24 protein-coding genes are annotated in these 23,787 nt (G+C 37.9%); 8 read left to right on the top strand and 16 right to left on the bottom strand.

Going from position 1 to position 23,787, the window contains the following annotated elements; genetic code table 11:
* Positions 1–6 precede the first annotated feature (6 nt).
* The 7 genes from D8862_RS00680 to D8862_RS00650 all read right to left on the bottom strand — a co-directional run bounded on the left by D8862_RS00680 (position 7) and on the right by D8862_RS00650 (position 4,682).
* On the bottom strand, positions 7–543 hold the full coding sequence (locus tag D8862_RS00680) for a F0F1 ATP synthase subunit delta (protein WP_125448309.1): 537 nt from the start codon (positions 541–543) through the stop codon (positions 7–9).
* A complete protein-coding gene (gene atpF, locus D8862_RS00675) occupies positions 543–1,037 on the bottom strand; it encodes a F0F1 ATP synthase subunit B (RefSeq protein ID WP_125448308.1) in 495 nt (164 codons plus the stop codon). The genes D8862_RS00680 and atpF overlap by 1 nt, the downstream gene beginning before the upstream one ends.
* A 13-nt stretch (positions 1,038–1,050) precedes the next feature.
* Positions 1,051–1,764 (bottom strand): F0F1 ATP synthase subunit A, encoded by a 714-nt coding sequence (atpB, locus tag D8862_RS00670; protein ID WP_061427225.1) that lies wholly within the window; start codon positions 1,762–1,764, stop codon positions 1,051–1,053.
* Positions 1,765–1,798: 34 nt separating this feature from the next.
* On the bottom strand, positions 1,799–1,999 hold the full coding sequence (locus tag D8862_RS00665) for a F0F1 ATP synthase subunit C (RefSeq protein ID WP_001054552.1): 201 nt from the start codon (positions 1,997–1,999) through the stop codon (positions 1,799–1,801).
* A 234-nt stretch (positions 2,000–2,233) separates the two neighbouring features.
* Positions 2,234–2,545 carry a CHY zinc finger protein gene (locus D8862_RS00660; protein ID WP_125448307.1) on the bottom strand — a complete coding sequence of 104 codons (312 nt, stop codon included), beginning with the start codon at positions 2,543–2,545 and terminating at the stop codon, positions 2,234–2,236.
* A gap of 14 nt (positions 2,546–2,559) precedes the next feature.
* On the bottom strand, positions 2,560–3,846 hold the full coding sequence (locus D8862_RS00655) for a peptidase U32 family protein (protein ID WP_125426109.1): 1,287 nt from the start codon (positions 3,844–3,846) through the stop codon (positions 2,560–2,562).
* A gap of 137 nt (positions 3,847–3,983) precedes the next feature.
* Positions 3,984–4,682 carry a GntR family transcriptional regulator gene (locus D8862_RS00650; protein ID WP_125448306.1) on the bottom strand — a complete coding sequence of 233 codons (699 nt, stop codon included), beginning with the start codon at positions 4,680–4,682 and terminating at the stop codon, positions 3,984–3,986.
* Between the two features lie 140 nt (positions 4,683–4,822).
* On the opposite strand from D8862_RS00650, the gene guaA reads away from it, so the two are divergent.
* From guaA to D8862_RS00635, 3 genes are all read left to right on the top strand, one after another.
* A complete protein-coding gene (gene guaA / locus D8862_RS00645; protein WP_125448305.1) occupies positions 4,823–6,385 on the top strand; it encodes a glutamine-hydrolyzing GMP synthase in 1,563 nt (520 codons plus the stop codon).
* Positions 6,386–6,605: 220 nt separating this feature from the next.
* Positions 6,606–8,621 carry a hypothetical protein gene (locus tag D8862_RS00640; RefSeq protein WP_125448304.1) on the top strand — a complete coding sequence of 672 codons (2,016 nt, stop codon included), beginning with the start codon at positions 6,606–6,608 and terminating at the stop codon, positions 8,619–8,621.
* 50 nt (positions 8,622–8,671) lie between these two features.
* Positions 8,672–9,829, top strand: a complete 1,158-nt coding sequence (locus D8862_RS00635; RefSeq protein ID WP_125448303.1) for a hypothetical protein — start codon at positions 8,672–8,674, stop codon at positions 9,827–9,829.
* 87 nt (positions 9,830–9,916) lie between these two features.
* Here the strand turns inward: D8862_RS00635 and D8862_RS00630 are convergent, their stop codons facing one another.
* Positions 9,917–10,177: a hypothetical protein gene (locus D8862_RS00630; RefSeq protein WP_000505233.1), complete on the bottom strand. Its 261-nt coding sequence runs from the start codon at positions 10,175–10,177 to the stop codon at positions 9,917–9,919.
* Between the two features lie 522 nt (positions 10,178–10,699).
* Here D8862_RS00630 and D8862_RS00620 point away from each other — a divergent pair.
* Genes D8862_RS00620 through D8862_RS00605 form a run of 4 tightly spaced genes read left to right on the top strand, consistent with a single transcriptional unit; the run spans position 10,700 to position 15,221 of the window.
* Positions 10,700–11,473, top strand: coding sequence for an ABC transporter ATP-binding protein (locus D8862_RS00620; protein WP_125448302.1), 774 nt, complete (start codon positions 10,700–10,702; stop codon positions 11,471–11,473).
* A complete protein-coding gene (locus tag D8862_RS00615; protein ID WP_125448301.1) occupies positions 11,463–13,517 on the top strand; it encodes an FtsX-like permease family protein in 2,055 nt (684 codons plus the stop codon). Before D8862_RS00620 ends, D8862_RS00615 begins: the two co-directional genes overlap by 11 nt.
* 32 nt (positions 13,518–13,549) lie before the next feature.
* Complete coding sequence (locus D8862_RS00610; protein WP_125448300.1) at positions 13,550–14,233, top strand: response regulator transcription factor; 684 nt, start codon at positions 13,550–13,552, stop codon at positions 14,231–14,233.
* On the top strand, positions 14,223–15,221 hold the full coding sequence (locus D8862_RS00605; protein WP_125448299.1) for a sensor histidine kinase: 999 nt from the start codon (positions 14,223–14,225) through the stop codon (positions 15,219–15,221). The genes D8862_RS00610 and D8862_RS00605 overlap by 11 nt, the downstream gene beginning before the upstream one ends.
* An 82-nt stretch (positions 15,222–15,303) precedes the next feature.
* Here the strand turns inward: D8862_RS00605 and ffh are convergent, their stop codons facing one another.
* From ffh to D8862_RS00580, 5 genes are all read right to left on the bottom strand, one after another.
* Positions 15,304–16,875, bottom strand: a complete 1,572-nt coding sequence (gene ffh, locus D8862_RS00600) for a signal recognition particle protein (RefSeq protein WP_125448298.1) — start codon at positions 16,873–16,875, stop codon at positions 15,304–15,306.
* 17 nt (positions 16,876–16,892) lie between these two features.
* The gene (locus D8862_RS09650; RefSeq protein WP_125448297.1) at positions 16,893–17,108 is read right to left on the bottom strand and encodes a 2-oxoglutarate:acceptor oxidoreductase; all 216 of its coding nucleotides are present in this window, start codon (positions 17,106–17,108) and stop codon (positions 16,893–16,895) included.
* Between the two features lie 2 nt (positions 17,109–17,110).
* Positions 17,111–17,443, bottom strand: a complete 333-nt coding sequence (locus tag D8862_RS00590; protein WP_000402071.1) for a putative DNA-binding protein — start codon at positions 17,441–17,443, stop codon at positions 17,111–17,113.
* A gap of 141 nt (positions 17,444–17,584) precedes the next feature.
* A complete protein-coding gene (gene tuf / locus D8862_RS00585) occupies positions 17,585–18,781 on the bottom strand; it encodes an elongation factor Tu (protein ID WP_001040719.1) in 1,197 nt (398 codons plus the stop codon).
* Positions 18,782–19,020: 239 nt separating this feature from the next.
* Positions 19,021–20,136: an AI-2E family transporter gene (locus tag D8862_RS00580; protein ID WP_125448296.1), complete on the bottom strand. Its 1,116-nt coding sequence runs from the start codon at positions 20,134–20,136 to the stop codon at positions 19,021–19,023.
* Between the two features lie 104 nt (positions 20,137–20,240).
* Here D8862_RS00580 and pbp3 point away from each other — a divergent pair, with 104 nt between their 5' ends.
* Positions 20,241–21,485, top strand: coding sequence for a D-alanyl-D-alanine carboxypeptidase PBP3 (pbp3, locus tag D8862_RS00575; protein WP_125448295.1), 1,245 nt, complete (start codon positions 20,241–20,243; stop codon positions 21,483–21,485).
* A 34-nt stretch (positions 21,486–21,519) separates the two neighbouring features.
* Here pbp3 and sdbB read toward each other — a convergent pair whose 3' ends face one another.
* The 3 genes from sdbB to D8862_RS00560 all read right to left on the bottom strand — a co-directional run bounded on the left by sdbB (position 21,520) and on the right by D8862_RS00560 (position 23,772).
* Complete coding sequence (sdbB, locus tag D8862_RS00570) at positions 21,520–22,065, bottom strand: thiol-disulfide oxidoreductase-associated lipoprotein SdbB (protein WP_125448294.1); 546 nt, start codon at positions 22,063–22,065, stop codon at positions 21,520–21,522.
* Between the two features lie 12 nt (positions 22,066–22,077).
* Positions 22,078–22,785, bottom strand: coding sequence for a thiol-disulfide oxidoreductase-associated membrane protein CcdA2 (gene ccdA2 / locus D8862_RS00565; RefSeq protein ID WP_125448293.1), 708 nt, complete (start codon positions 22,783–22,785; stop codon positions 22,078–22,080).
* Between the two features lie 126 nt (positions 22,786–22,911).
* Positions 22,912–23,772, bottom strand: a complete 861-nt coding sequence (locus D8862_RS00560; protein ID WP_125448292.1) for a methionyl aminopeptidase — start codon at positions 23,770–23,772, stop codon at positions 22,912–22,914.
* Positions 23,773–23,787 lie beyond the last annotated feature (15 nt).

Below are 23,787 nucleotides of genomic sequence, written 5' to 3'. Positions count from 1 at the left end.
CACTTTCTATTTCAAATTTTCTTTAACAACACGAAGTTGCTGTTTAATACTCACATCAATTGTCTTGTGATTGGCAAAAATGACAAAACCACCAATTAGACTTTCATCGATTTGTTCTTTGATAGTCCGAACTTTCAGAGACATTTTTTTCTCAATCAAAGGGAGCAGACGTTCCTTCTGTTCATCTGTTAATGGATGAGCGGAGGCAATCGTTACTTCAAATCGATTCGTCTCTTTTTCAAGGCGATTCAAACAATCTGCAATTACTTCATAAAAAAGATTTGCTCTGTGATTGTAAATCAGAACCTGAATAAAGTTTTGCATTAAAGGTGAGACAGAGTCTTGAAAGAAACGAACTGTTTTTTCCTTATCTGACTCATCAACTGCTACCTGAGCTAAAAAAGAAGGTAAGCCCGTTTCTTCTGCGACTTGTTTGATTTGATCCAAGTCTGAAAAAATCCGGTCCTCTTCTCCTTTTTCAATCACTAATTGGACAAAAGGCATGCTGTATTTTTCAATTACCTTTGCTGTCTTCTTGTCCATTAGGCTTCTCCTAGCTGATCGATATACTGATCAATGAGTTTCTTATGGGCATGACTGTCAAGGTTTTGTGAGATGATTTTCCCAGCTAGGCTAACTGTCAAATCTGCCACCTCGCCCTTAACACTTTGTAAAGCCTCAGCTTTGTTTTGCGCAATTTCTTGGTTCGCTTTTTCTTTCAAGCGACCAGCTTCTAGCTTAGCTTCAGCCAAAATATCTGATTTACTCTTTTCAGCTGTCTCTTTAGCATTTTCAATGATAGTTTTAGCTTCACTACGACTACCTGCTAATTCATCTTCGCGCTTTTGAGCAAGAGTCTCTGCTTTTTGACGAGCTTGTTCAGCGCCATCAATATCAGCAGCAATCTTTTCAGCTCGTTCTTCAAAGATACTCGTCAAGTTTGACCATGCGTATTTTTTAACTAAGACGACCAAAAGGATAAAAGAGCCAGCGATTAAAATAAAGTTACCAATCAATTCACCTACTGTTACGTGCATCATTTACTCCTTTCTACTCTTCATCATTAATTTTATTTCCTAGATACATAGAAGACAAGACTGTGAATACATAGGCCTGAACACAGGAAATAAACACAGAAAACGCCGTCCAGACTAGATTGGTAACAAATGCGACTGGATACCAATAAAGAGCCTGATGAGAAAGTGTGATCAGCAAACTAGCCATCACTTCTCCGGCAAAGATATTTCCGAATACCCGCAAAGCAAGTGATAGGAAATTCGTGACTTCTTCAAGGAGATTCATCGGTGTCATAAAACCTGGGGTAACAAAGCCTTTCAGATACTTTTTAACACCACGGCGACGAATTCCTTCTATATGGGTCATCAGGATAATTCCAAATGACAAAGCCAAGTCAAACTGGAGATTTGCAGTTGGCGATGTCCAAAGGTTTGTCCCATCTGTAGTTTGAAGTTTCGCCATCAAACCAAGATTGTTTGCGATAACCATAAAAAGAAATAAACACAAGTAAAAGAGTGAGTAATCTTTCATGTACCGTGAGCCTACATTAGGTTCTGTAAATCCGACTACGAAGTCATAGAGATACTCTAGTACATTTTGCTTTCCTTTGGGTTTTACAGTCATATTCCGACTTGCCCAATAGATAAAGCCAAAAATAACGACTACTGACAGCAAGGTCAATACTGTCAAGGTCAAATCAAAGGTAACAGGACCAATATTGATGGTTGGATTGATACTTTCTTCCATCTAGAATCCTCCCTTTTCCATTTTATACTTCTCTTTATTTGATGATAAATGAAAATACGAGAGTTACAAAGAATGTTCCTTCGATAAACGCAATCCCCATGATCATCAAACTACGCAATTGTGGGATAATATCTGGTTGGCGTGCTGCAGATTTGAACAAACCGTTCATCAAAAATCCTTCTGCAAGAGATACACCCATACAGGCAAGACATAGACCGAAAAATGTTAAATTCATGATGAATTCTCCTTTTTTATTTAAATTTACTTACTTAGTTTAGTCCTAAAATTTGTTTTTGTCAACTTTTTACTAACATTGAAAGCGTTTCAGATAATTTATTTCTAATTTTACTATTTTTAGTACGATTGTATAGAAATTTTTCACCTGTTACCATAAGAAATTCCGTATTTTTACTAAGGTTTTTGAAGCAAAATAAAAGACCCAAGCTTAAAAACTTGGATCTATTTTTGTCTATTTAAAATAAAATGAATGATGTTGTTTACAACCTGGATTAAATGGAGCGCTACAATAAGGACAAACCATCTGTTTTTGGTATTCTTGAAAAGTCATTGTCCTCTTACAAGCCCCACATAAAATCGGGCGATCCTCAGAAAGCGTCAAGGGATAAGGAGAAAACAAATGCGTTTCCATAGCATTGTGGCACTGATAGCAAGCGTAGTATTTCCTGCATTCATAACACTGGAGGGAGACGATATCCTTTACACTATGGTAGTGAACACACCTGCTTTCATCATATACCAATAAACCATTAGCTTGAATCATTCACTTTTCCTTATCTAAGCACGAACTGTAACGCTTGTCCCGTCTTCCTTATAGAGATTGATAAGACCTTCCTTGAGAGCACGGACCATGTCGCCTGCCTGAACAGGTTGTGGAACCTTGATTGTCAAGAGTTCCATTGGATTTGGAGCGCGGTCGATTTTATTGCCTTTAGAATCATGAAGATCTTCGATATAGGTTTCAAAATGGCGGAAACCTGGTCCGTAAAACTCAACTTGGTCACCTTCATTGATTACGTTCCGTTGACGAATGGTTGCTGTTTGGGTCGCATCATCATAAGAAACGACTTCAGCGACAAACTTGTACTCAGGAATCTTACGACGAGCGCCAAATAACTGCTCATTCTCAGACGGCGTACCATAGTAGAATCCTGTTGCCAATTCACGCTGGGCAACCTTCCACATCTCATCCACCAAGTCTTGCTTAATGGCTTCAAACTTTTCAGGGCTTTCAAGATAAGCATCCACAGCTGCCTTGTAACAGTTGGTTACTGTCGAAACATAGTGAATGGACTTCATACGACCTTCAATCTTCAGACTGTCTACACCATTTTCAATCATATCTGGAATATGGTCAATCATAGACATGTCAACGGCTGACATCGAAAATTCTTCTGGAATCTCACCCTTAAGACTCTTACGTTCTTTACCAAATGGCATATCGTAGAGGTCGTATTTCCAACGGCAAGACTGAGAACAACCCCCACGGTTAGCATCACGCATACTCATGTGGTTTGAGAGCGTACAGCGACCTGAGTAAGAAATACACATGGCTCCATGGACAAAGGCCTCAATCTCAACGTCTGTACGTTTGCGAATTTCTGCCAATTCTTCCATTGAAACTTCACGTGCCAAGACCACACGGGTCAACCCAAGCTCTTTCCAGAACTCTAGAGTTTCATAGTTGGTCGCACTAGCTTGAGTAGAGAGGTGGATTTCAAGACCTGGTGCTTCTGTTGCTGCAATCATGATTAAGGCTGGATCTGATACGATTACGGCCGCAATCCCGATGTCACGTAACTTACGGAACCATTCTCCAGCACCAGCTTCATTTCCTTCGTGCATAACCATGTTGGCAGCCACATAGACCTTGGCACCATACTTGGCTGCGAACTGGACGCCTTCTTCCATCTGTTCAAAGGTAAAGTTTCCTGCACGGCTACGAAGACCATAGGCCTGTCCACCGATGAAGACTGCGTCCGCACCATATTGAACAGCTACTTTTAGCTTCTCTAAAGTCCCTGCAGGTGATAAAACCTCAGGACGTTTTAATGTTTTTGTCATTTTTTCTCCTATTTGCAATATAAAAGTTTGACGTTTTTCCTTCTCATTTTATAGTAAATAATGAATAAAATCAAGCCTAGACAGATTGTTTTGACAATTCTAATCTTTTGAGAAAAGAAAAACCTAGTCCTCTGAGACTAGTTATTTTCAAGATAAAATTCAAAGCGCTCGCCAACGTATTGACTCTTTACATACTCGAAAGCCGTCCCATCTTCAAGATAAGAGACCTGAGTCAAGGCTAAAATGGCATGCCCCTTTTCGACTTCTAGATAGTGAGCAATTTTTTCCTTAGCCAATCTCGCATAAATGGTCTGTTGGGATTTGCCAATTCGGTAGCCATGTTCCTGCAATGTTTGGAAGAAATGACTGGTGATTTCTTCTTTTTTGAAATCCTTAATAAATTTCTCAGGAATGGATGCGACTTCATAGACTAGCGGAACTTGGTCAGCGTAACGTACCCGTTCCATGCGAATAATATTCTCTGTTGGAGTAATCCCTAGCTTAGCCACTTCCTGCTCGTTGGGAATGGTTCTTCTATAAGAAATGAGTTGACTGGAAGGAACTTTCCCCTGAGATTTGACAATCTCTGTAAAACTGGTTGTTCCTCGCATTTTTTCTTGGACACGAGTGCTAGAGACAAAGGTTCCACTTCCTACACGACGCTCCAAAACTCCTTCCTCAACCAAGAGAGAGATAGCTTGTCGCAAGGTCATCCGACTAACCTGAAACTGTTCCGCTAAATCTCGCTCACTTGGAAGTCTCTCTCCGATTTTCCAATGATGCTCATCTATATCCTTCTTGATCTGATCGTGGATTTTCATATAAGCTGGTAACATGCTTTTCACTTCTTTTCTATATTTTCTCTATTGTACCGTATTTAATTAGAAAAAGTCAAACTTTGCCTTGTTTAGTTGGTAATTCACCCTCATTTATGATAAAATATTGAAAAAGATATTTCTTTTGAGAAAGGAAAAAGATGAGCAACATTTCAACTGATTTGAAAGATGTCGAAAAAATCATCGTACTGGACTATGGTAGCCAATACAACCAGCTGATTTCACGCCGTATTCGTGAAATTGGTGTTTTTTCAGAGCTAAAAAGCCATAAAATTTCAGCTGCAGAGGTTCGTGCGATTAACCCTGTAGGGATCATCCTCTCTGGTGGACCAAACTCTGTATACGAAGATGGTTCATTTGATATTGACCCAGGAATTTTTGAACTTGGTATTCCAATTTTAGGAATCTGCTATGGTATGCAACTTTTAACTCATAAACTTGGAGGAAAAGTTGTCCCTGCAGGTGATGCTGGTAACCGTGAGTATGGCCAATCACCACTTACTCATACCACTTCTGCCCTCTTTGAAGGGACTCCTGAAGAACAGATTGTTTTGATGAGCCATGGCGATGCTGTAACAGAAATTCCCGCTGATTTTGTTCGTACTGGAACTTCTGCTGACTGTCCTTATGCAGCTATTGAAAACCCAGAAAAGCACATTTATGGTATCCAATTCCACCCAGAAGTTCGCCATTCTGTATATGGGAATGATATCCTTCGCAACTTTGCCCTTAATATCTGTAAGGCTAAAGGCGACTGGTCAATGGATAACTTCATCGAGATGCAGATTAAGAAAATCCGCGAAACTGTAGGCAACAAGCGTGTTCTTCTCGGTCTATCAGGTGGTGTTGACTCTTCTGTCGTTGGAGTTCTTCTTCAAAAAGCAATCGGCGATCAATTGATCTGTATTTTTGTAGACCACGGTCTTCTCCGTAAGGGTGAGGCTGACCAAGTTATGGACATGCTTGGTGGTAAGTTTGGTTTGAATATCGTCAAAGCTGATGCTGCAAAACGCTTCCTTGATAAACTTGCTGGTGTTTCTGATCCTGAGCAAAAACGTAAAATCATCGGTAACGAGTTTGTTTATGTCTTTGATGACGAAGCAAGCAAGCTCAAAGATGTGAAATTCCTTGCCCAAGGTACGTTATATACAGACGTTATCGAGTCTGGTACAGATACAGCTCAAACTATCAAGTCACACCACAATGTTGGTGGTCTTCCAGAAGACATGCAGTTTGAATTGATTGAACCATTGAACACTCTTTATAAAGACGAAGTTCGTGCTCTCGGTACAGAACTTGGTATGCCAGACCACATCGTATGGCGTCAACCATTCCCAGGACCAGGGCTTGCTATCCGTGTCATGGGTGAAATCACTGAAGAGAAACTAGAAACTGTTCGTGAGTCAGACGCTATTCTTCGTGAGGAAATCGCTAAAGCTGGTCTGGACCGCGATATTTGGCAATACTTCACAGTTAATACAGGTGTTCGTTCAGTCGGTGTTATGGGGGATGGTCGTACTTACGACTACACAATCGCCATTCGTGCCATCACTTCTATAGATGGTATGACAGCTGATTTTGCCAAAATTCCTTGGGAAATTCTTCAAAAAATCTCAGTACGTATCGTAAACGAAGTAGACCACGTTAACCGTATCGTCTACGACATTACAAGTAAACCACCAGCAACCGTTGAGTGGGAGTAATGGAGAGGCTTGATTTACCTTCAAAATAGCGATTCTACAGCAGTTTAGCAGGAACAAAATAGTCTAAAAAGGGTGTATCTTCGTTTGATTCCCCCCTAAATCCCCCCGAAAAGTTAGTTAAAAATTTTTTTGACCAACATTTTTGGAGGGATTTTTATAATAAAAAGTACAAAGTATTTTTATAGCACGTAATTTTATTTTTCAAATGTAAAAAATATATATGATTTCTAGAGTAAAATTTTATGATGTAAATGACTTATCTATCGGTTTCTATTTTCCAAGAATTCAAGAAATTTTAGATGCTTATTTATCGAATTCTTATAGCCTAAATTCTTTTTTGGAAGCCCTTGAATTTTATAATATTATCAAATTCATAGAAAATGAGGTTTTTTCAATTGACTGGTCGCTAAGCTATATTGAAGAAATAAAGAAAACTCTTCCTTCGATGATTCAACTACAAAATAATTATTTTGGTTCTGCTCCGAAAGATGAGATTTTAAATAACATAAAACTTCTACAAAGCGAATATAACTATCGTGAAGACTTTTTTGAGATATTTACATTATTTAACTATGGTCAAAAAATTAGTGAAGTAGAGTTTGTGCAATATTTTATAGAATCCAATCTACATTTATGTCATCTCTTAAAAAATACCTATTTTCTAAAAAAGTATCCTACTTTCATTAAGCAATTTTTTCTGAGTTCACCCTCTCATCTTGAAATATTACTCGATAATTTTGTAGATTCAAATTCATGTAAAAATGTTATCCCAAGTAATATCACAAATTTAGAGTGGAATGATTTAATTGAAAAATATATTTGTGACCCCGATGTGAATATAAATTATTTAAAAATTTTAAGAAACCCTATAAAAGGTTTCGATAAGAATAGATACTTTCAACTTACAGATAAACTAAAACTGTTGATTAACAAAAAAATTCAAGAATTTAATTCTAGTTTTAATGATAAGGATTTTGGAATTCAAGTTGATATTAGAGTATATACAAAGAAGGAAGCGTACTATTACGCAATTAAAAAGAGTAGGGAGCTTCATATTGAGGGAATTGAAAAAGGTTTGTATAATCCTATTGCAGTCGCAACAGGTGGAGCTAGGCCAAAACAATATGAATATACATTATCAACTTTTATAGATAGTGCTAAACTTTTTGAAAAACATAATTTTCAAAATATATTAGACTATTTTTGTAAAGACTTTGAACTGAGCACAAGTGTTGGTACTTTTGCATTAGCAAGCTTTCCTCAATTAGAGATGGGCGTACTTGAAAGAACGTTAGGCATTTCGACTAGAAATCACTATAAATTTGGTTTTTACTTCTCAGTCAAGCATCAACTATACGTGATGAAACTGATTGCTTTATCAAAAATACTACAGAAATTCAGTCTAAGAATTGAAGATTTCATTACTTGGTTTTTCGATATTTTCCTGACTAATCAGTACGGTATTGATTGGATACATTTTGATGTGCCTTCAATTTCAGAAACAACGGGAAATAAAACAGCAACACTTTTTAGAATCGAAGAATCATTAAGAAAACAATACAAATTATTGAGTGAAGAAGGGCTTATTGATGTAAATTTATATAATATTACTTCTACTCCTTCAATTGAATCTTTGCAGAGTTTTACTAAAAGAAAATACTTCTCAATGAATAATTCAGATAATAATATTCAACAGATTGTTAATTTATTATTCTCTGACCAAAGTCCTATTCATTTTATTAATGAGGAATACAAAGGAAGCAACTTTAAGGAATTAATTTCACAACAATGCTTGAGTTATGCAAATTTTCATGAATATCAAATAGATTACATAAAACTACTAATAGATGCTGGAATTTGCCAAAATGATACAGGTGTTATATCTTTTAAAGATATGTCCCAAATAAGTCTTTTAGAAAAAATATTCTTATATGGCTCTGTTAATAGTATATCTTTATCTGAATCTGAAAAACTCAGTGCTGATAGGATGCTTGATAATGGATGGTTAATATTTTCGGATACCTTATTTTCAATTCAAGAAATTAATTATTTGAATTTTGTCCTAAATAACAAATCATATGACAATAGCTGGGGAATCAGAAATAAGTATTTGCATGGAGTACCTATTTATGATTCTATTCAGCAATATGAGTATGAATATCATCTCATTCTGCTCATATTAATTTTCTATATTATCAAAATAAATGAGGAACTCAAACATCGTAGTTATTGCTAACCAAATTCATTCACAAATAATATTCTACTGATTAACTATCGGAGCTTTTTATGACTACAATATTCTTTTCATGGCAATCTGACTTACCGAATAAAACAAATAGAAATTTAATTGAGAATTCTATAAAATTAGCATTGAAAAAAATGAACCAAGATTCTCCGTACTCTCTTATCACTGAAATTGACAGGGATACAAAAGGTGTTCTAGGTAGTCCAGATATTGTTGATTCAATATTAACCAAAATTGATAAGTGTGGCCTATTTATAGCAGATATATCAATTATAAACAGTAGTTTAAATGGTAAAAGAACTCCTAACCCTAACGTATTATTTGAATTAGGATATGCAGTAAAGTGTCTAGGGTGGGATAGAGTTATTTGTGTGTTCAATTCTGATTTTGGCGATGTTTCAGAACTACCTTTCGATTTACGTAATAGACGAATTCTAACTTATGAAACATCCAATATTTCCGAAACAAGGAAAAAGTTAGCTGATATATTTAAACAAATAATTGATAAGAATTACTATACTTTAGAACAAGTCCAAGAAGTTAGTGACTTTTATAGTATAAAAATCTATTCATGCTTTATTAATATCATATCAAGAATTATAAAGGTTTTATATGGAAGTGAAACTGTCTGCTCTTTTGAAGCAATTACTAATGTTTTAAATATGACTCCTACAGAAATAAATAGACTACTTTCGCATGAATTGCTGGGTTTTAACTTATTTACAAGCTATGACGAGCAAATTAAATTATTAACAAACGAGTTAGATAGAATCACCTCTATTAATATGTTTAACACAAACCTGTATGTACCCATTATTAAATTAATTAAGGAATTAAAATCCCATAATCTTTTTATTAATAGAGAACATTTTTTTAAAAATTTTAAAGTAAATACACCCATTATGAATGACTATAGTATCATTCATAATAGTGATAATAACGAAATTCCGAATAGATATGCTCTAGGAAAGAAAATTGATGCCAATAGAGCAAAAATCGTAGATTTCACCGATATTAAACGAACTGACCATGTTAAATTTGCTTTAACTCACTTCTGTTTAGATGTAAATACATATAACGTTTACTATAATCATTATGTTTGTATTCTTAAATATATCAATGAGTTTATTAGTAATAATGATGGGAAATTTTTAATTGACAATACAGAAATATTAATAAAAAATGTAAAAAAACTGTAATTAGATGATTAATATAAAATATTACTTACAAACTTACAAGAATAGAGCCTGATAGATTACATATCAAGCTCTCTTTTTTGGTTTATTCTATTTACTTAATGTTACTGTTTCACCACTATCTCCTGCTAAATCAGGCATTGTTACAGAATCTCCAGAAACTGAATATTTCAGCTCAGTACCATTGTTATCACTGATAATCTGTTTGTCTGTATCAATAGCTACTTTCTCGGAATAGAGGTACTTCACATTATTGCCTCTCTCTGAAAGGAGATTGATATTAAATATGTTTTCATCACCACTTACTTTTAGTTCGTAATGCAATGTCAATTCTTCGTCTTCGAATCCCATTTCAGAACCATCAATACCGCTTTTTTCGTATGAATATGTTCCTGATAGCTGACTATCATTAGTACTTGTACAGTGGTGCTGATAAAGAGATAGCTCAAGTACTTACAAATGCAATTACCATACAAACCGCATCAGAAACAAGAGTAAAATTTAATTGAAATCAACATATGAAAAAATCAATCCCCCCGAAAAATCCCCCCATTGAAGTATATAACCCTTCTAAACCCTTGATTTACAAGGGATAGGGATATACCAGTCTCAATTGAGTGGGAGTAGAGTTTCCTATAAAATAAAAAATAATACTGCTGGAGCATGGACTACAGTGGTATTATTTTTTATAATTTCAATATTAGGAAAATTTCTCGACTCTCAACTCCTCTTTTTAAATCCTTGAAACCATGCTATAATATAGTAAGTATAGCTCCAATAACCTAATGATAAAGATTTCTTACATCATCCGTAAGTGTTATTCTACTCTGATTCATATTATAATGAAAGTAACAAAAGATGGAGGTGTTTCACATGGAAACAATTTTACGAGTAGAATCATTAAAAAAGCATTATGGAAAAGAACCGAATATCACCAAGGCCTTGAACGGCATATCTTTTCAAGTTGTAAAAGGCGAGTTCCTAGGGATTATGGGGAGTAGCGGATCTGGGAAAACAACACTTCTTAACTGTCTCGCCACTATCATCAAGCCAACTGACGGTTCCATTCAAATGCAAGAAAAGGATTTAGGTCAGTTAAAAGGTAGTCAGTTAGCTGATTATCGTGGCAAGGAAATTGGCTACCTCTTTCAGAATTTTGAGCTTTTGGACAATCTAACAGCCAAAGAAAATATTTTACTTCCCTTGTCTTTGCATAAGGTCGATGACAACGAAAGCAAGGTTCGGTTAGAATTGCTTTCCCAATATCTGGATATTTCTGAACTTCTGGATAAGTTCCCATCTCAATTATCGGGTGGTCAACGGCAAAGGGTCGCTGCTGCGCGTGCCTTGATTTTAGACCCTAAGATTGTATTTGCGGATGAGCCCACAGGGGCTTTGGATTCAAAAAATGCAAGCATTTTGATGCAGAAACTATCTGAAATGAATCAAATGGAAAAGACCACTATTCTCATGGTTACCCACGACTCCGTTGCAGCCAGCTTTTGCAACCGCATCTTGTTTATCCAAGACGGAAAACTATTCCATGAAATCCGACGCGATTATCCAAGAGAAAGTCAAGAAGATTTTTACCACAGAATACTAAAGGTCATGGCTGCACTAGCTGGAGGTGATGGCAATGTTTTCTAAATTAGTCTCAAGAAATAGCAAGAGAGATCGAAAGAATAACGGCTTGTATTTCAGTTCTATGATTCTTTCTATTATCTCCTTTTACATCATCCTTTCTTTGTCTCATCAAGATGTGATGCTCTTTCTAAAACAAATAGAAAGTGACGCTGTAAATAAACTCTTTAGCATGATTCCCATTCTTTATGTAGCAACGCTCTTTATTCTCTTTTTTCTAGTCTACTTCGCAAGCAGTATGCAGATGGAAAGGAGAAAACATGAATTTGGTGTCTATCTCACACTGGGAATGCGAAGAAGTAAACTGTTCTTACTGCTCCTACTCGAGGATTTGAGAAACAGTGTCCTTGCCCTTGGAATAGGCCTTCCTATTTCCATCTTAATTTCAGAACTGATTAGCCTAATAACCGCTAAAATTGTGGGACTAGGGATTATTGAGCATCAATTTTCTCTATCTACCACGGCTCTACTCTATACAGTCATCGGCTTCCTAGCCGTCAAATTAGCTGTCTTTGTTCTTTTAAGTGCAAAGACGGCCAATAAGGAAATCGGAAACCTGCTATCCTATTCTCCTTCTGGGATGAAGAAACTACTCCCCAAGGGGGTGTACCTTCTTGCTTCCGTCCTCGGAATTTTGCTTCTTGGAACAGCCTATTACATGGGTATGAGTAGACGAGCTTGGGAGAGTGTCATAACAATGGGCATCACCGTTCTCTTAGGAACTCTGGGAACTATCCTATTCTTCTTTGGTATGCGTTTATTTATAGACTTTTTGGTCAAGCTTGGAAAGAATCGAAAACTTCATGCCTATAATTTTAGACAGATTCAGGAATTAGTTATCCAGCGCTCAACTATACTGGCTATCTGCTCCCTCTTAATCTTCTCTGCCTTGTGCCTCTTTGGAGCAGGTGTTGCCATTGCAAGTGGCAATTCAGGCAATCAAACCCACGTATTGGATTATACATTTAGAGATAGCAAGCAGGAAACAGATGAAAATCTTGATGTAAATACAGTTAAAAAAGAGCTTGAAGCTGCTGGACTGGCATCACAGTTTTCAAAGATTCTGCAAATTAAAGTAGGCAAAACTAAAGAACACGAGTCCGTGTCCTTCGAAGAGGTCATCAAGGAGTTGAAAAAGCAAAAAGACAGCAAGAACAAGGAAATTTTGCTCCATAAATTTAAACAGTCTACTACTTCCCACCTCATACCAGTTTCTGAATACAATGAGCTTAGAAAGGCTGCAAACCTCCCTCCTCTAGAATTAACTAGTAAGGAAGCCTACCTGTATATGGGGAAAGATTTTCTGCCAGATGAAAGTCTCGTCAACTCTGTCCTAAAGACAAAGCCTCAAATCAAAGTCATGGGAAATGATGTAAAATTAATTGGAGATGTGGAGTCTTTGCCAATCGTAACGGATCGTGAAATAACCATTTCTGTAGCCCTCATAGTCCCAGATGAAACCTTTATGAGCTATACAGATGGTCGGTATTCAAATTATGTTAGTGGTATCTTGGCTCCTGAGCTAGTCAAGGAAAAAGGCTTGATGAGAGCTATCTCAGACACCAATGAAAAGCTAAATCAAACCTCTCTTGGTTATGAAAGCTATATACAAAATATGGGAAGACAATTATTTTACATTATCTCTGCCAGCTATGTCACCATCTATCTGGCTATCATTTTCCTTGTTGTCGCAAATACAATCATCGGCGTTCAGTTTTTGATGGGACAAAGACAATCCTACAGACGATACCAGACCTTAATCCATCTTGGAGCAAACTACGAAACTCTTTGTAAATCTTCAGAAAAGCAAATCAATTGGTATTTTGGTCTGCCAATAGCCCTTGCACTTATCAGTAGTAGCTTCGGAGTAAGCTCCCTCCTCACAGGAATAGTACCCGCTAGCGCAAGAATGGCCATGGGGCAGAAATTTATCACAGCCATGCTGATAGTACTTCTCTTAACTGGATTTGAAATCATCTATATAAGAATTGTAAAGAAAAATAGCAACAAGTACTTGTTGTCCTTAATGGAACCTAAAAGAGATGAATAAGATAGAATAAATTAGGAAAAGGAGGAACCGATATGAAGCATATTCTCGTTATTGAAGATGAAGCCTTGATTCGAGATGAAATTGTCATCTTGTTAGAGAAAGCGGGTTATCAAGTTGATAAGTTGACTGACTTCAAAGATACAAGCCAGCAAGTGCTACAATACGATACGGATCTAATCATACTGGATTTGAATTTGCCAGGAGAAACAGGTTTTCAAATTTGTAAAAATCTCAAGTCAAAACGCTCTGTGCCCATATTGGTTCTCACCTCCCGTGAACAACTAAAAGATAAGATCTACGCCCTAAAATTAGGGGCAGATGAGTACCTAACAAAGCCTTTCAAGAAAGAAAGATTTTTGGCACGTATAGAAAATATCTTGAAACGCTATGAAGGCAGACAAAATCTACTTGAAAAAGATAATTTCCTGCTGGATCGAAATACCTATACCCTTTATATCAACGGACATTCGATTTTACTCCCCCAAAATCAAGGGAAACTGTTAGAAACCTTATTAGTGGCAACTGATTCTGTCGTCACAAAAGAAGAACTAAGCATGAAACTGTGGAATACAACTGAGTTCATCGATGAAAATGCTCTTCAAGTAAATATTGCAAGGCTCAAAAAGGTGATGAAACAGGCTGGCATTGCCCTTCAAGTTAAGTCTGTCAGAGGTATTGGTTACAAATTGGAAGAGGAAAGGCAAGATGAAACATAATCTAAACTATCTTACTGCTTACCTACCTTGGTTACTTGTTCTCTTAGCATTTGATCTATTTACAGCTGTCCTGCTTTGGCTTTCAGATGTGAGAATGTTTCAGGCCCTCATCCTTCTCTATATTTTAGCCACCGTCCTGCTCTTTTTCATCCTATCATTCCTACTGATAAGAAAAGAAAGAAAAAAATCCGCTGCCTATAAAGCCTTCATAGCCAATCCCAAGGTCGATACTGAGCTGGAATTATTGCATTTATCAAGTGCCTCAGAGAAAGAAAGCATTGAAAAAATGGCAGATACACTTTATCAAAAGCAAGCTGAAATAGGAAAACTCAACTCATTGCTAGCCGAGTATGAGGACTATGTTGAAAAATGGGCTCATGAAATCAAACTCCCTCTGTCGCTTCTTTCCCTCCTTTTAGACAATCAAAGCGACCAGTTGCCGAAGGATACAGCTTTTAAGTTGGACTATGTGAGAAATCAAATCCAAGGAAATGTATCACAGATCCTATTCTATTACAGGGTGAAAAGTGAGAAAAATGATTTTCTATTTGAAGACCTTGACTTGGAAGAATGTATCCAAGATCTATTGGAAAATTTTGATCCCTTACTCAAAGAAAAGAAATTTACGATTAAGGTAGAAAACATACAAGGAATATGCTACACCGATCAACGCAGTTTTGAATTTATCCTCTCTCAAATCCTCGCCAACGCCCTTAAATATAGCTCTGACAAGCCCGAACTCAGTATTTCTATGTCAAAGGACAAGGGGTGCACAAGTCTGATTATTAGGGATAATGGCTGCGGAGTTAAAGCTTGCGACCTCCCTCATATCTTTGAAAAAGGATTTACAGGAGACTCGGGAGATACCAGGAAAAAATCAACAGGCATGGGCCTCTATCTGGTCAAACAGTTAGCAGATGCTTTAAAAATCGAAATTACAGTAAAATCCGAATGGATGCAAGGCTTTGAAATCACTCTTTCTATTTAGTCAATTTTTCGATTAAGAAAATTGTCTAATCATAGAAAGCACATATTTTATATAAAAAAGGAAAGCACTTCTGCTTCCCTTTTTATTTACGTTTTTTCTTAGCTTTTTTCATTTTGTTGGCCATACGTTTCATAGACTGTTTCATAGCAAATTCGCCGATTTTACCTTTGAGTCCACCACCAAACATCTGGCTCATATCTGGCATTCCTGCTCCTCCAAGAGCTGACATATCTGGCATGCCACCCTGTCCCATCATGCCTTCAAGGGCAGACATATCCATGCCTCCCATATTTGGCATATTTTTAGGGAGGTTATTTGGATTGATTCCCATTTGCTTCATCATCTTATTCATATCTCCAGACATGATACCTTGCATGAGCTGTTTAGCCTGGTTAAAGTCCTTGATGAATTTATTGACTTCGATAAAGGTATTTCCAGAACCCGCAGCGATACGACGGCGACGACTTGGATTTAACAGATCAGGGTTTTCACGCTCCTCAGGTGTCATCGAAGACACAATGGCACGTTTGCGCGCAATCTGACGCTCATCTACCTTCATATTTTGAAGGGCTGGATTGTTAGCCATACCTGGAATCATCTTGAGCAAGTCTTCCATTGGCCCCATGTTTTGCACCTGATCTAATTGATCAATGAAATCATTGAAATCAAAGGTGTTTTCACGCATCTTCTCAGCCATTTCAAGGGCTTTTTGCTCATCGTATTCTTGAGAAGCTTTCTCGATCAAGGTCAGCATATCCCCCATGCCGAGGATACGGCTTGACATACGGTCTGGGTGGAAGGTTTCGATATCTGTTATCTTTTCACCTGTACCAGTGAACTTGATTGGTTTACCAGTGATATGGCGAACGGACAAAGCAGCACCGCCACGAGTATCCCCATCAATCTTGGTAAGGATGACCCCAGTCACTTCCAACTGAGCATTAAACTCACGGGCAACATTGGCCGCTTCTTGACCAATCATGGCATCAACTACGAGCAGAATTTCGTTTGGTTGAGCCAATGCTTTTACGTCACGAAGCTCATTCATCAAGAGTTCGTCAATCTGCAAACGTCCTGCCGTATCAATCAAGACATAGTCGTTGTGATTGGCCTGTGCTTGCTCCAAACCTTGGCGAACAATCTCAACAGCTGGCACTTCTGTTCCAAGTGCAAAGACAGGCACATCTATCTGCTGTCCAAGTGTTTTCAGCTGATCAATAGCAGCAGGACGATAGATGTCCGCCGCAATCATCAAAGGCCGTGCATTTTCTTCCTTCTTGAGTTTGTTAGCCAATTTACCGGCAAAGGTTGTTTTACCAGCCCCCTGCAAACCGACCATCATAATGATTGTCGGAATCTTAGGTGACTTGATAATCTCAGCAGTATCAGAACCTAAAACAGCAGTCAATTCCTCATCAACGATTTTAATAATCTGTTGGGCAGGATTGAGGGTATCAATGACCTCGTGTCCGACTGCACGTTCACGAACTTTCTTGATAAAGGCCTTTACAACAGGCAAAGCAACGTCGGCTTCAAGCAAGGCTAAACGAATCTCTTTAGTTGCTTCTTGGACATCCGCCTCAGAGATTTTTCCTTTTTTACGTAGATTTTTAAAGACGTTCTGCAAACGTTCTGTTAAACTTTCAAATGCCATTTTTTTCTCCTATTTACTCAATTCAGTGGAAATCGTCCGAAATGTTGCAAACACTCAAGTTCTTCAGGTGTGATTTCTTTCATGATTTCATTTGGATATCCCCAACAGCTAAAACCTATTTGCATAGCTTTGGAGATATCACTGGGCGAGATAATCTGTAGTCGAGTAGGAAATGGTTCCTCTGCGGCTAATAGTTTGCAAGGTAATCCTTGATAAATAACTAGACTGCCCATGATTACTCCCGATTGTCAATGCTTGTTAAAATTTCTATCTGCTCCTGCAGAAAGTTATCCTTAGGATAACGCTCCAAGATCTGATCAAAAATCTGACTGCGGACAATGTAGTCTGAATACATGTGCAATTTCATCTCATAATCTTCTAGAATCTTTTCTGTCCGCTTGATATTATCATAGACAGCCTGGCGACTAACACCGAACTCTTCAGCAATCTCAGCCAGACTATAATCATCAGCATAATAGAGTTCTATATAGTTCATCTGCTTGTCTGTCAAAAGCGCCGCATAAAATTCAAAAAGGGCGTTCATACGATTGGTTTTTTCAATTTCCATAACTTTTATTATACCAAAAAAACGATTATACCGCTAGAGTAGAAGCACTTCAAATAGAGCAAGAATAAAAAAAGAACCTTGCAAAGCAAGATTCTTTTAGTGTCTGACTTAAATAATTGTTCTTCTGGGAACTTAATCGAATTAAGCTTCGATTTCTGTAACCATACCTGAACCAACAGTACGTCCACCCTCACGGATAGAGAATGTAGTACCTTGTTCTACGGCGATTGGGTGGATCAACTCAACGTCGATAGTCACGTTATCACCAGGCATTACCATTTCAGTACCTGCTGGAAGTTCGATTGAACCTGTAACGTCAGTAGTACGGAAGTAGAATTGTGGACGGTAGTTGTTGAAGAATGGAGTGTGACGTCCACCTTCTTCTTTAGTAAGGATGTAGACTTCACCTTTGAATTTAGTGTGTGGGTTGATTGAACCTGGTTTAGCGATAACTTGTCCACGTTCGATTTCATCACGTTGAACACCACGAAGAAGGACACCTACGTTATCTCCAGCAAGACCTTCGTCAAGTTGTTTACGGAACATTTCAACACCAGTAACAACTGCTTTTTGAGTTTCTTCTTTGATACCAACGATTTCGATTTCGTCGTTGACACGAACAGTACCACGGTCGATACGTCCTGAAGCAACAGTACCACGTCCAGTGATTGAGAACACGTCTTCGACTGGAAGAAGCAATGGTTTGTCTGTATCACGTTCTGGTTCTGGGATGTACTCATCAACAGTGTTCATCAATTCCATGATGATGTCTTCGTACTTAGAGTCACCTTCAAGGGCTTTAAGAGCTGAACCTTGGATAACTGGAAGATCGTCACCTGGGAAGTCGTATTCTGACAAGAGGTCACGGATTTCCATTTCAACCAATTCAAGCAATTCTTCGTCGTCTACCAAGTCAATTTTGTTCATGAAGACGATAAGGTGTTTAACACCAACCTGACGTGAAAGAAGGATGTGCTCACGAGTTTGTGGCATTGGTCCGTCAGTTGAAGCTACTACAAGGATAGCTCCGTCCATTTGAGCGGCACCAGTGATCATGTTTTTAACGTAGTCCGCGTGTCCTGGAGCGTCGATGTGGGCATAGTGACGTTTTTCAGTTTCGTACTCAACGTGTGCAGTGTTGATAGTGATACCGCGTTCGCGTTCTTCTGGAGCAGCATCGATAGACGCATAGTCTTTAGGTTGGTTAACTGCTGAAGGCAAGCGACGTGCCAAAACAGTTGTGATAGCTGCAGTTAGGGTAGTTTTACCGTGGTCAACGTGTCCGATAGTACCAATGTTAACGTGTGGTTTACTACGATCGTATTTTTCTTTTGCCATTTGAGTAAAAGCCTCCAATAAAATATATTTTATAGATAGACAGTAGGCAATACAGTCTAACTTTCCTTACTATTTTATCAAATTTCAGCTAAATTGCAAGTGTTTTACACACATTTTGTGAATTATTCTAAATCTCACACTTTCCCATTCTTTTCCTTTTCCAACGGATTCATTTTAAACACTTTTGACCAGACTAACCTCAAGTCTTTTTATCAAAAAAAATCAGGTCTCCCTGATTTTTAGATTGATTCTGATTTTTCCAGTCCTTTTTCTTTTGCTTCTTTATGATTTTCATATAATTTCGCCAAGAACTTAGTAATTTCTTTTAGGATAGAATAAGTTGGCACTGCTACAATCATTCCGATAACACCGTAAATATTGCTAGAAAGTAAGAGAAGAACCAGAATGGTGATTGGATGAACCTTCATAACCCCTCCGACAATACGAGGGTAGAGGATATTCCCATCCACCTGTTGAATAATCAGCATATAAATTACTGCAATGAGAACTCTGTGCGGATCAGTAAAGACATTGGCGATAATCATAGGAATCAGACCGATACTTGGACCAACATAGGGAATCAGATTGGCAATGCCAGAAAAAATAGCAAAGACTAAGGCGTACTTCAAGCCAATAACACTATAACCAACATAAGCCAAACATCCGATTATGACAGCATCAATCGCAATTCCACTGATATAACGTGCTACAGTAGCGTTCAAATTCTTCAAGAGACTGGAGAAGTTTAATTTATCATGTTTTAGGACTGTTCGTTCCAACATCGGGAGGAACTTATGACCATCAAGCAAGAAATAAATCAAAAAGACTGGTGTCATAATGAGAATCAAAACAGTACTAAACAAGGCTGAAAGAACGCTGCCTAAACTATTGCTCACACTGTTGAGAATGTTTTGTAAAATATCAACGTAAGATAAATTCAACTGTTGAATGGTTTTTTGAATATCAATATTTTGAAAGATTGGATTCATTGATAAATCATATATCAAATCTTGCAAGCGGCTATAGATATTCTGGCTAGAAATAATCAAGCTTGTCAACTGATTGATCAAAATCGGTAGCAAGTAGACTACCCCTACTACTATTGTACCAATCAAGGCACAAAGAGTGATGAGCACACCTATCAAACGATTGACTTTACATTTCTTTTCTAAAAATGTTACGATGGGATTTGTCAGGTAATAGAAAAATCCTCCGAGCAAAAATGGAATCATAATGGTATTAGCTACCATCACAAAAGGTGTGACAATCGCTCCCATCTCTCTCCAAAGGTAGAAAATAAGAGTTAATAGTAAAATTTCAGCTGTCCAAAAAAATAACTTGTTTCTACAGAACATAGGCGCCTCCTTCTTTCTATTTTACCATAATTCTTCAAAAAGATAAGATGGCTTTACTATAAAAACGAGAATATTTTTTCGCTTTGTGATAGAATAAAACTACTATGAAGAAAATAATTTTATCCTTACTAACTCTTATCATTTTTGGCACAGCCATTCCTACTGTATCTGCGCAAGATTTTGATGTTGCTGCCAAGCATGCCATTGCTGTTGAAGCAAACACTGGGAAAATTCTCTACGAAAAAGATGCTACTCAAGCTGTTGAAATTGCCTCTATCACCAAGATTCTCACTGTCTACCTAGTCTATGAAGCCTTGGAACAAGGTACAATTAGCCTATCTACCCCAGTTGATATCTCTGACTATCCATACCAACTCACAACCAATTCTGAGGCGAGTAATGTCCCTATGGAAGCGCGCAAGTATACAGTGGAACAATTATTGGAAGCAACTCTAGTATCAAGTGCCAATAGTGCAGCCATTGCTCTTGCTGAAAAAATTGCTGGTTCAGAGAAAGACTTCGTTGACAAGATGAGGGCGAAACTTCTTGAATGGGGTATCAAAGATGCTACTATTGTCAATACTACTGGACTTAATAACGAAACACTTGGAAATAATATCTATCCTGGTTCTAAAAAGGATGAGGAGAACAAGCTAAGCGCTTACGATGTTGCAATCATCGCTCGAAACCTCATCCGAGATTACCCTCAAGTTTTAGAAATCACCAAGAAATCTTCATCAACATTTGCTGGTATGGAAATTCACTCTACTAACTATATGTTGGAAGGAATGCCAGCATATCGAGGTGGAGTTGATGGGCTCAAAACTGGTACAACAGACAAGGCGGGAGCTTCTTTCGTTGGAACAACTACCGAAAAAGGTATGCGAATCATCACAGTTGTCTTAAATGCTGACCAGCAAAGCAGCAATCCTTACGCTCGCTTTACTGCTACTTCTTCTCTTTTGGACTATATAACATCTAATTATGCTCTCAAAACAATTGTCCAGAAGGGAGAGGCCTACAAAGATAGCAAAGTTTCTGTACTTGATGGGAAGGAAGATACCGTAACTGCTGTTGCTAAATCTGATATCACTGTCATACAACGATTGGGAAGTCGAGCATCATCAAGCCTGCAGTTCACTCCAAAAACTAAGGCAGAGACAGCGCCACTAGAAGCTGAAACTGTTGTTGGTCATCTAACCTATGATGACCAAGATTTGGTGGGTCAAGGCTACCTCACTTCCGATAAACCATCTTTTGAAATGGTTTCTGAAAAGAAAGTAGAAAAAGCCTTCTTTTTGAAGGTTTGGTGGAATCAATTTATCCGCTTTATCAATGAAAAACTATAAAAAAATCGCGAACAATCGCGATTTTTTCTTTATTTTATTTCATTTCTTTAAATGCTGCTTCTGCATCAGCATTGCTAATAGCACCAAATTGGATTTTTCCGATTTTTCCTTGACTATCAATCAGGTATTCTGTTGGAATACTACGAATTTGATAGGCTTGGAAGGTAGTTGCCTTGGTATCATATAGAACTGGTATATCCTTGTAGCCTTGTTCTTGGTACCATTTCGGAAACTCTTCAACTGTTTTTTCACCTTGTAGACCTGGTGCGACGACACTTAGTATTTCAAAATCTCGATCTTGTTTTGCAGCTAATTCCATCAACTCGGGCATACTCTTTCGACAAGGTCCACACCAAGAGGCCCAGAATTTCAAATAGACTTTTTTCCCTTTATAGTCTGATAACTTGACTTCTTTACCATCCATGGACTGCAAGGTGAAGTCTGGCGCATCCTTTCCTACTGCGATTTGTTGTACAGTAGACTGTTTGGGACTTTCCGTTTGTTTGGTTTCTTTTTCACCACAGGCAATCAATAAAAATAAAGACATGAGGCTCAATCCCGTAAAAATAACTTTTTTCATCTTTTTCTCCTTTTATCCAAGAATTCCTGACAAGGCATTTAACTGCCCTAGCATTAATAATAATCCCATCAAAATAATCAAAGCTCCCCCGATTTTCTTTAGTAGAATCATATGGGGTTTTAATTTACTAAAATAGGGCATAATCAAGCCCGAAGCCAAGGCCAAAACAATGAAAGGAAGGGCCATTCCCAATGTATATACTAATGTTAACACGGCTCCTTGCCAAGCACCATTCCCTCCGGAAGCTGCAAGAGCCAAGACCGAACTTAAAACCGGTCCGATACAAGGAGTCCAACCAAAACTAAAGGTTATCCCAAGCAAGAAGGCTGACAGATAGTGATTCGACTGTGATTTTTTGAAGGTGACTGTTTTTTGAACTTCCAGTTTATTGAAATGCAAAATTTCCATCTGGTGAAGGCCCAAGAGGATAATGACTGCTCCCATAACATAACGAAACCAGTCAGCATAGAGCATATGTCCTAGGAAACCAGCTCCAAATCCCAAAATAAAGAAAATGAGGGAGATTCCAGCAATAAAGCACAAGGTCCGAATTAAGCCCGACCATGCAACCTCTCTTCCAAAAAATCGAAAGCTTTTCGAATTTCCCTGATTATCCAGTAAAATACCAGCGTAGACTGGTAGCAAAGGGAAAATACAGGGTGAAAAAAAGGACAAAACACCAGCTAAAAAAACGGATACTAGAAATATAATCGACTCCAACGAATTACCTACTTTCACAAAATTCTAATCTTATTTTACTACAAAAGAAAAAATTTGTGACAACTTTGCTACGCTTGTCTATTTTATCTAAACTTGAAACAAAAAAGGAGCTAAGCTCCTTTCATTTTAATACGTTCCTTCTTCACCTTGACTAGTCAAGATAACAGGACCGTCTTTAGTAATCACGAACTGGTGTTCATATTGACAAGATAGGCCGCCATCTATAGTCTTATGAGCCCAGCCAGTCTTCATATCTGTATCAATTTCCCAGTCACCAGTATTGATCATGGGTTCAATGGTTAGTACCATTCCTTCACGGAGACGGAGTCCACGACCTGCTACACCGTAGTTAGGGACCATTGGCTCTTCGTGCATAGTTGGTCCAACACCATGACCAACCAAATCACGTACGACACCGTAACCGCGACTTTCAGCGTATTCTTGAATGGCAGCACCGATATCGCCGATACGATTTCCAACAACTGCTTGCTCAATCCCTATATACATAGCTTCCTTGGTCACATCCATCAAGTTCTTCACTTTTTCAGAAGGTCTACCAACCGCATAAGCCCAACATGAGTCTGCTAGACCGCCAGTATAGTTTTGAGTGTATTTTTTCATTTGCTCAACATTGTTGAAGTTGAGTTTAGATACATTGAGGTCTGATTTGGCAATCGGACCACCAAGAACCATATCAACCTTGAGCAAATCGCCATCTTTCAAGATGTAATGACGTGGAAAAGCATGAGCAACTTCGTCATTGAGAGAGCAACAAGTGGCATAGGGATAATCCATGACTGCGCCATCCACGCCAATCTGTAAAGGAAGGAAATTTTCCTCTTTACAGCGTCGACGAACGTACTCTTCAACTTCCCACATATCCACGCCTGGTTTAATCAAATCGCGTAAGCCAATATGGATACTAGCTAGGAAATCACCAGCCTTGTCCATGGCTTCGATTTCACGTGCTGATTTTAAAGTTATCATTTTTTCTCCTAGATT

Origin of the sequence: Streptococcus oralis (assembly GCF_003942585.1) — a bacterium.
Lineage (GTDB): Bacteria > Bacillota > Bacilli > Lactobacillales > Streptococcaceae > Streptococcus > Streptococcus oralis_BE.
Note: the sequence above shows the minus strand (reverse complement) of the source record. Positions and strands in the feature narration are given on the sequence as shown.

Coding starts and splice junctions, on each gene's coding strand:
- D8862_RS00640 (WP_125448304.1), top strand. CDS start 6,606: ATGATTTCTAGAGTAAAATTTTATGATGTAAATGACTTATCTATCGGT.
- D8862_RS00590 (WP_000402071.1), bottom strand. CDS start 17,443: ATGGAAATTGAAAAAACCAATCGTATGAACGCCCTTTTTGAATTTTAT.
- D8862_RS00610 (WP_125448300.1), top strand. CDS start 13,550: ATGAAGCATATTCTCGTTATTGAAGATGAAGCCTTGATTCGAGATGAA.
- ffh (WP_125448298.1), bottom strand. CDS start 16,875: ATGGCATTTGAAAGTTTAACAGAACGTTTGCAGAACGTCTTTAAAAAT.
- D8862_RS00680 (WP_125448309.1), bottom strand. CDS start 543: ATGGACAAGAAGACAGCAAAGGTAATTGAAAAATACAGCATGCCTTTT.
- D8862_RS00655 (WP_125426109.1), bottom strand. CDS start 3,846: ATGACAAAAACATTAAAACGTCCTGAGGTTTTATCACCTGCAGGGACT.
- atpF (WP_125448308.1), bottom strand. CDS start 1,037: ATGCACGTAACAGTAGGTGAATTGATTGGTAACTTTATTTTAATCGCT.
- sdbB (WP_125448294.1), bottom strand. CDS start 22,065: ATGAAAAAAGTTATTTTTACGGGATTGAGCCTCATGTCTTTATTTTTA.
- D8862_RS00620 (WP_125448302.1), top strand. CDS start 10,700: ATGGAAACAATTTTACGAGTAGAATCATTAAAAAAGCATTATGGAAAA.
- D8862_RS09650 (WP_125448297.1), bottom strand. CDS start 17,108: ATGGGCAGTCTAGTTATTTATCAAGGATTACCTTGCAAACTATTAGCC.
- D8862_RS00615 (WP_125448301.1), top strand. CDS start 11,463: ATGTTTTCTAAATTAGTCTCAAGAAATAGCAAGAGAGATCGAAAGAAT.
- D8862_RS00580 (WP_125448296.1), bottom strand. CDS start 20,136: ATGTTCTGTAGAAACAAGTTATTTTTTTGGACAGCTGAAATTTTACTA.
- D8862_RS00650 (WP_125448306.1), bottom strand. CDS start 4,682: ATGTTACCAGCTTATATGAAAATCCACGATCAGATCAAGAAGGATATA.
- atpB (WP_061427225.1), bottom strand. CDS start 1,764: ATGGAAGAAAGTATCAATCCAACCATCAATATTGGTCCTGTTACCTTT.
- D8862_RS00605 (WP_125448299.1), top strand. CDS start 14,223: ATGAAACATAATCTAAACTATCTTACTGCTTACCTACCTTGGTTACTT.
- D8862_RS00665 (WP_001054552.1), bottom strand. CDS start 1,999: ATGAATTTAACATTTTTCGGTCTATGTCTTGCCTGTATGGGTGTATCT.
- D8862_RS00560 (WP_125448292.1), bottom strand. CDS start 23,772: ATGATAACTTTAAAATCAGCACGTGAAATCGAAGCCATGGACAAGGCT.
- pbp3 (WP_125448295.1), top strand. CDS start 20,241: ATGAAGAAAATAATTTTATCCTTACTAACTCTTATCATTTTTGGCACA.
- D8862_RS00660 (WP_125448307.1), bottom strand. CDS start 2,545: ATGATTCAAGCTAATGGTTTATTGGTATATGATGAAAGCAGGTGTGTT.
- D8862_RS00630 (WP_000505233.1), bottom strand. CDS start 10,177: ATGGGATTCGAAGACGAAGAATTGACATTGCATTACGAACTAAAAGTA.
- D8862_RS00635 (WP_125448303.1), top strand. CDS start 8,672: ATGACTACAATATTCTTTTCATGGCAATCTGACTTACCGAATAAAACA.
- guaA (WP_125448305.1), top strand. CDS start 4,823: ATGAGCAACATTTCAACTGATTTGAAAGATGTCGAAAAAATCATCGTA.
- tuf (WP_001040719.1), bottom strand. CDS start 18,781: ATGGCAAAAGAAAAATACGATCGTAGTAAACCACACGTTAACATTGGT.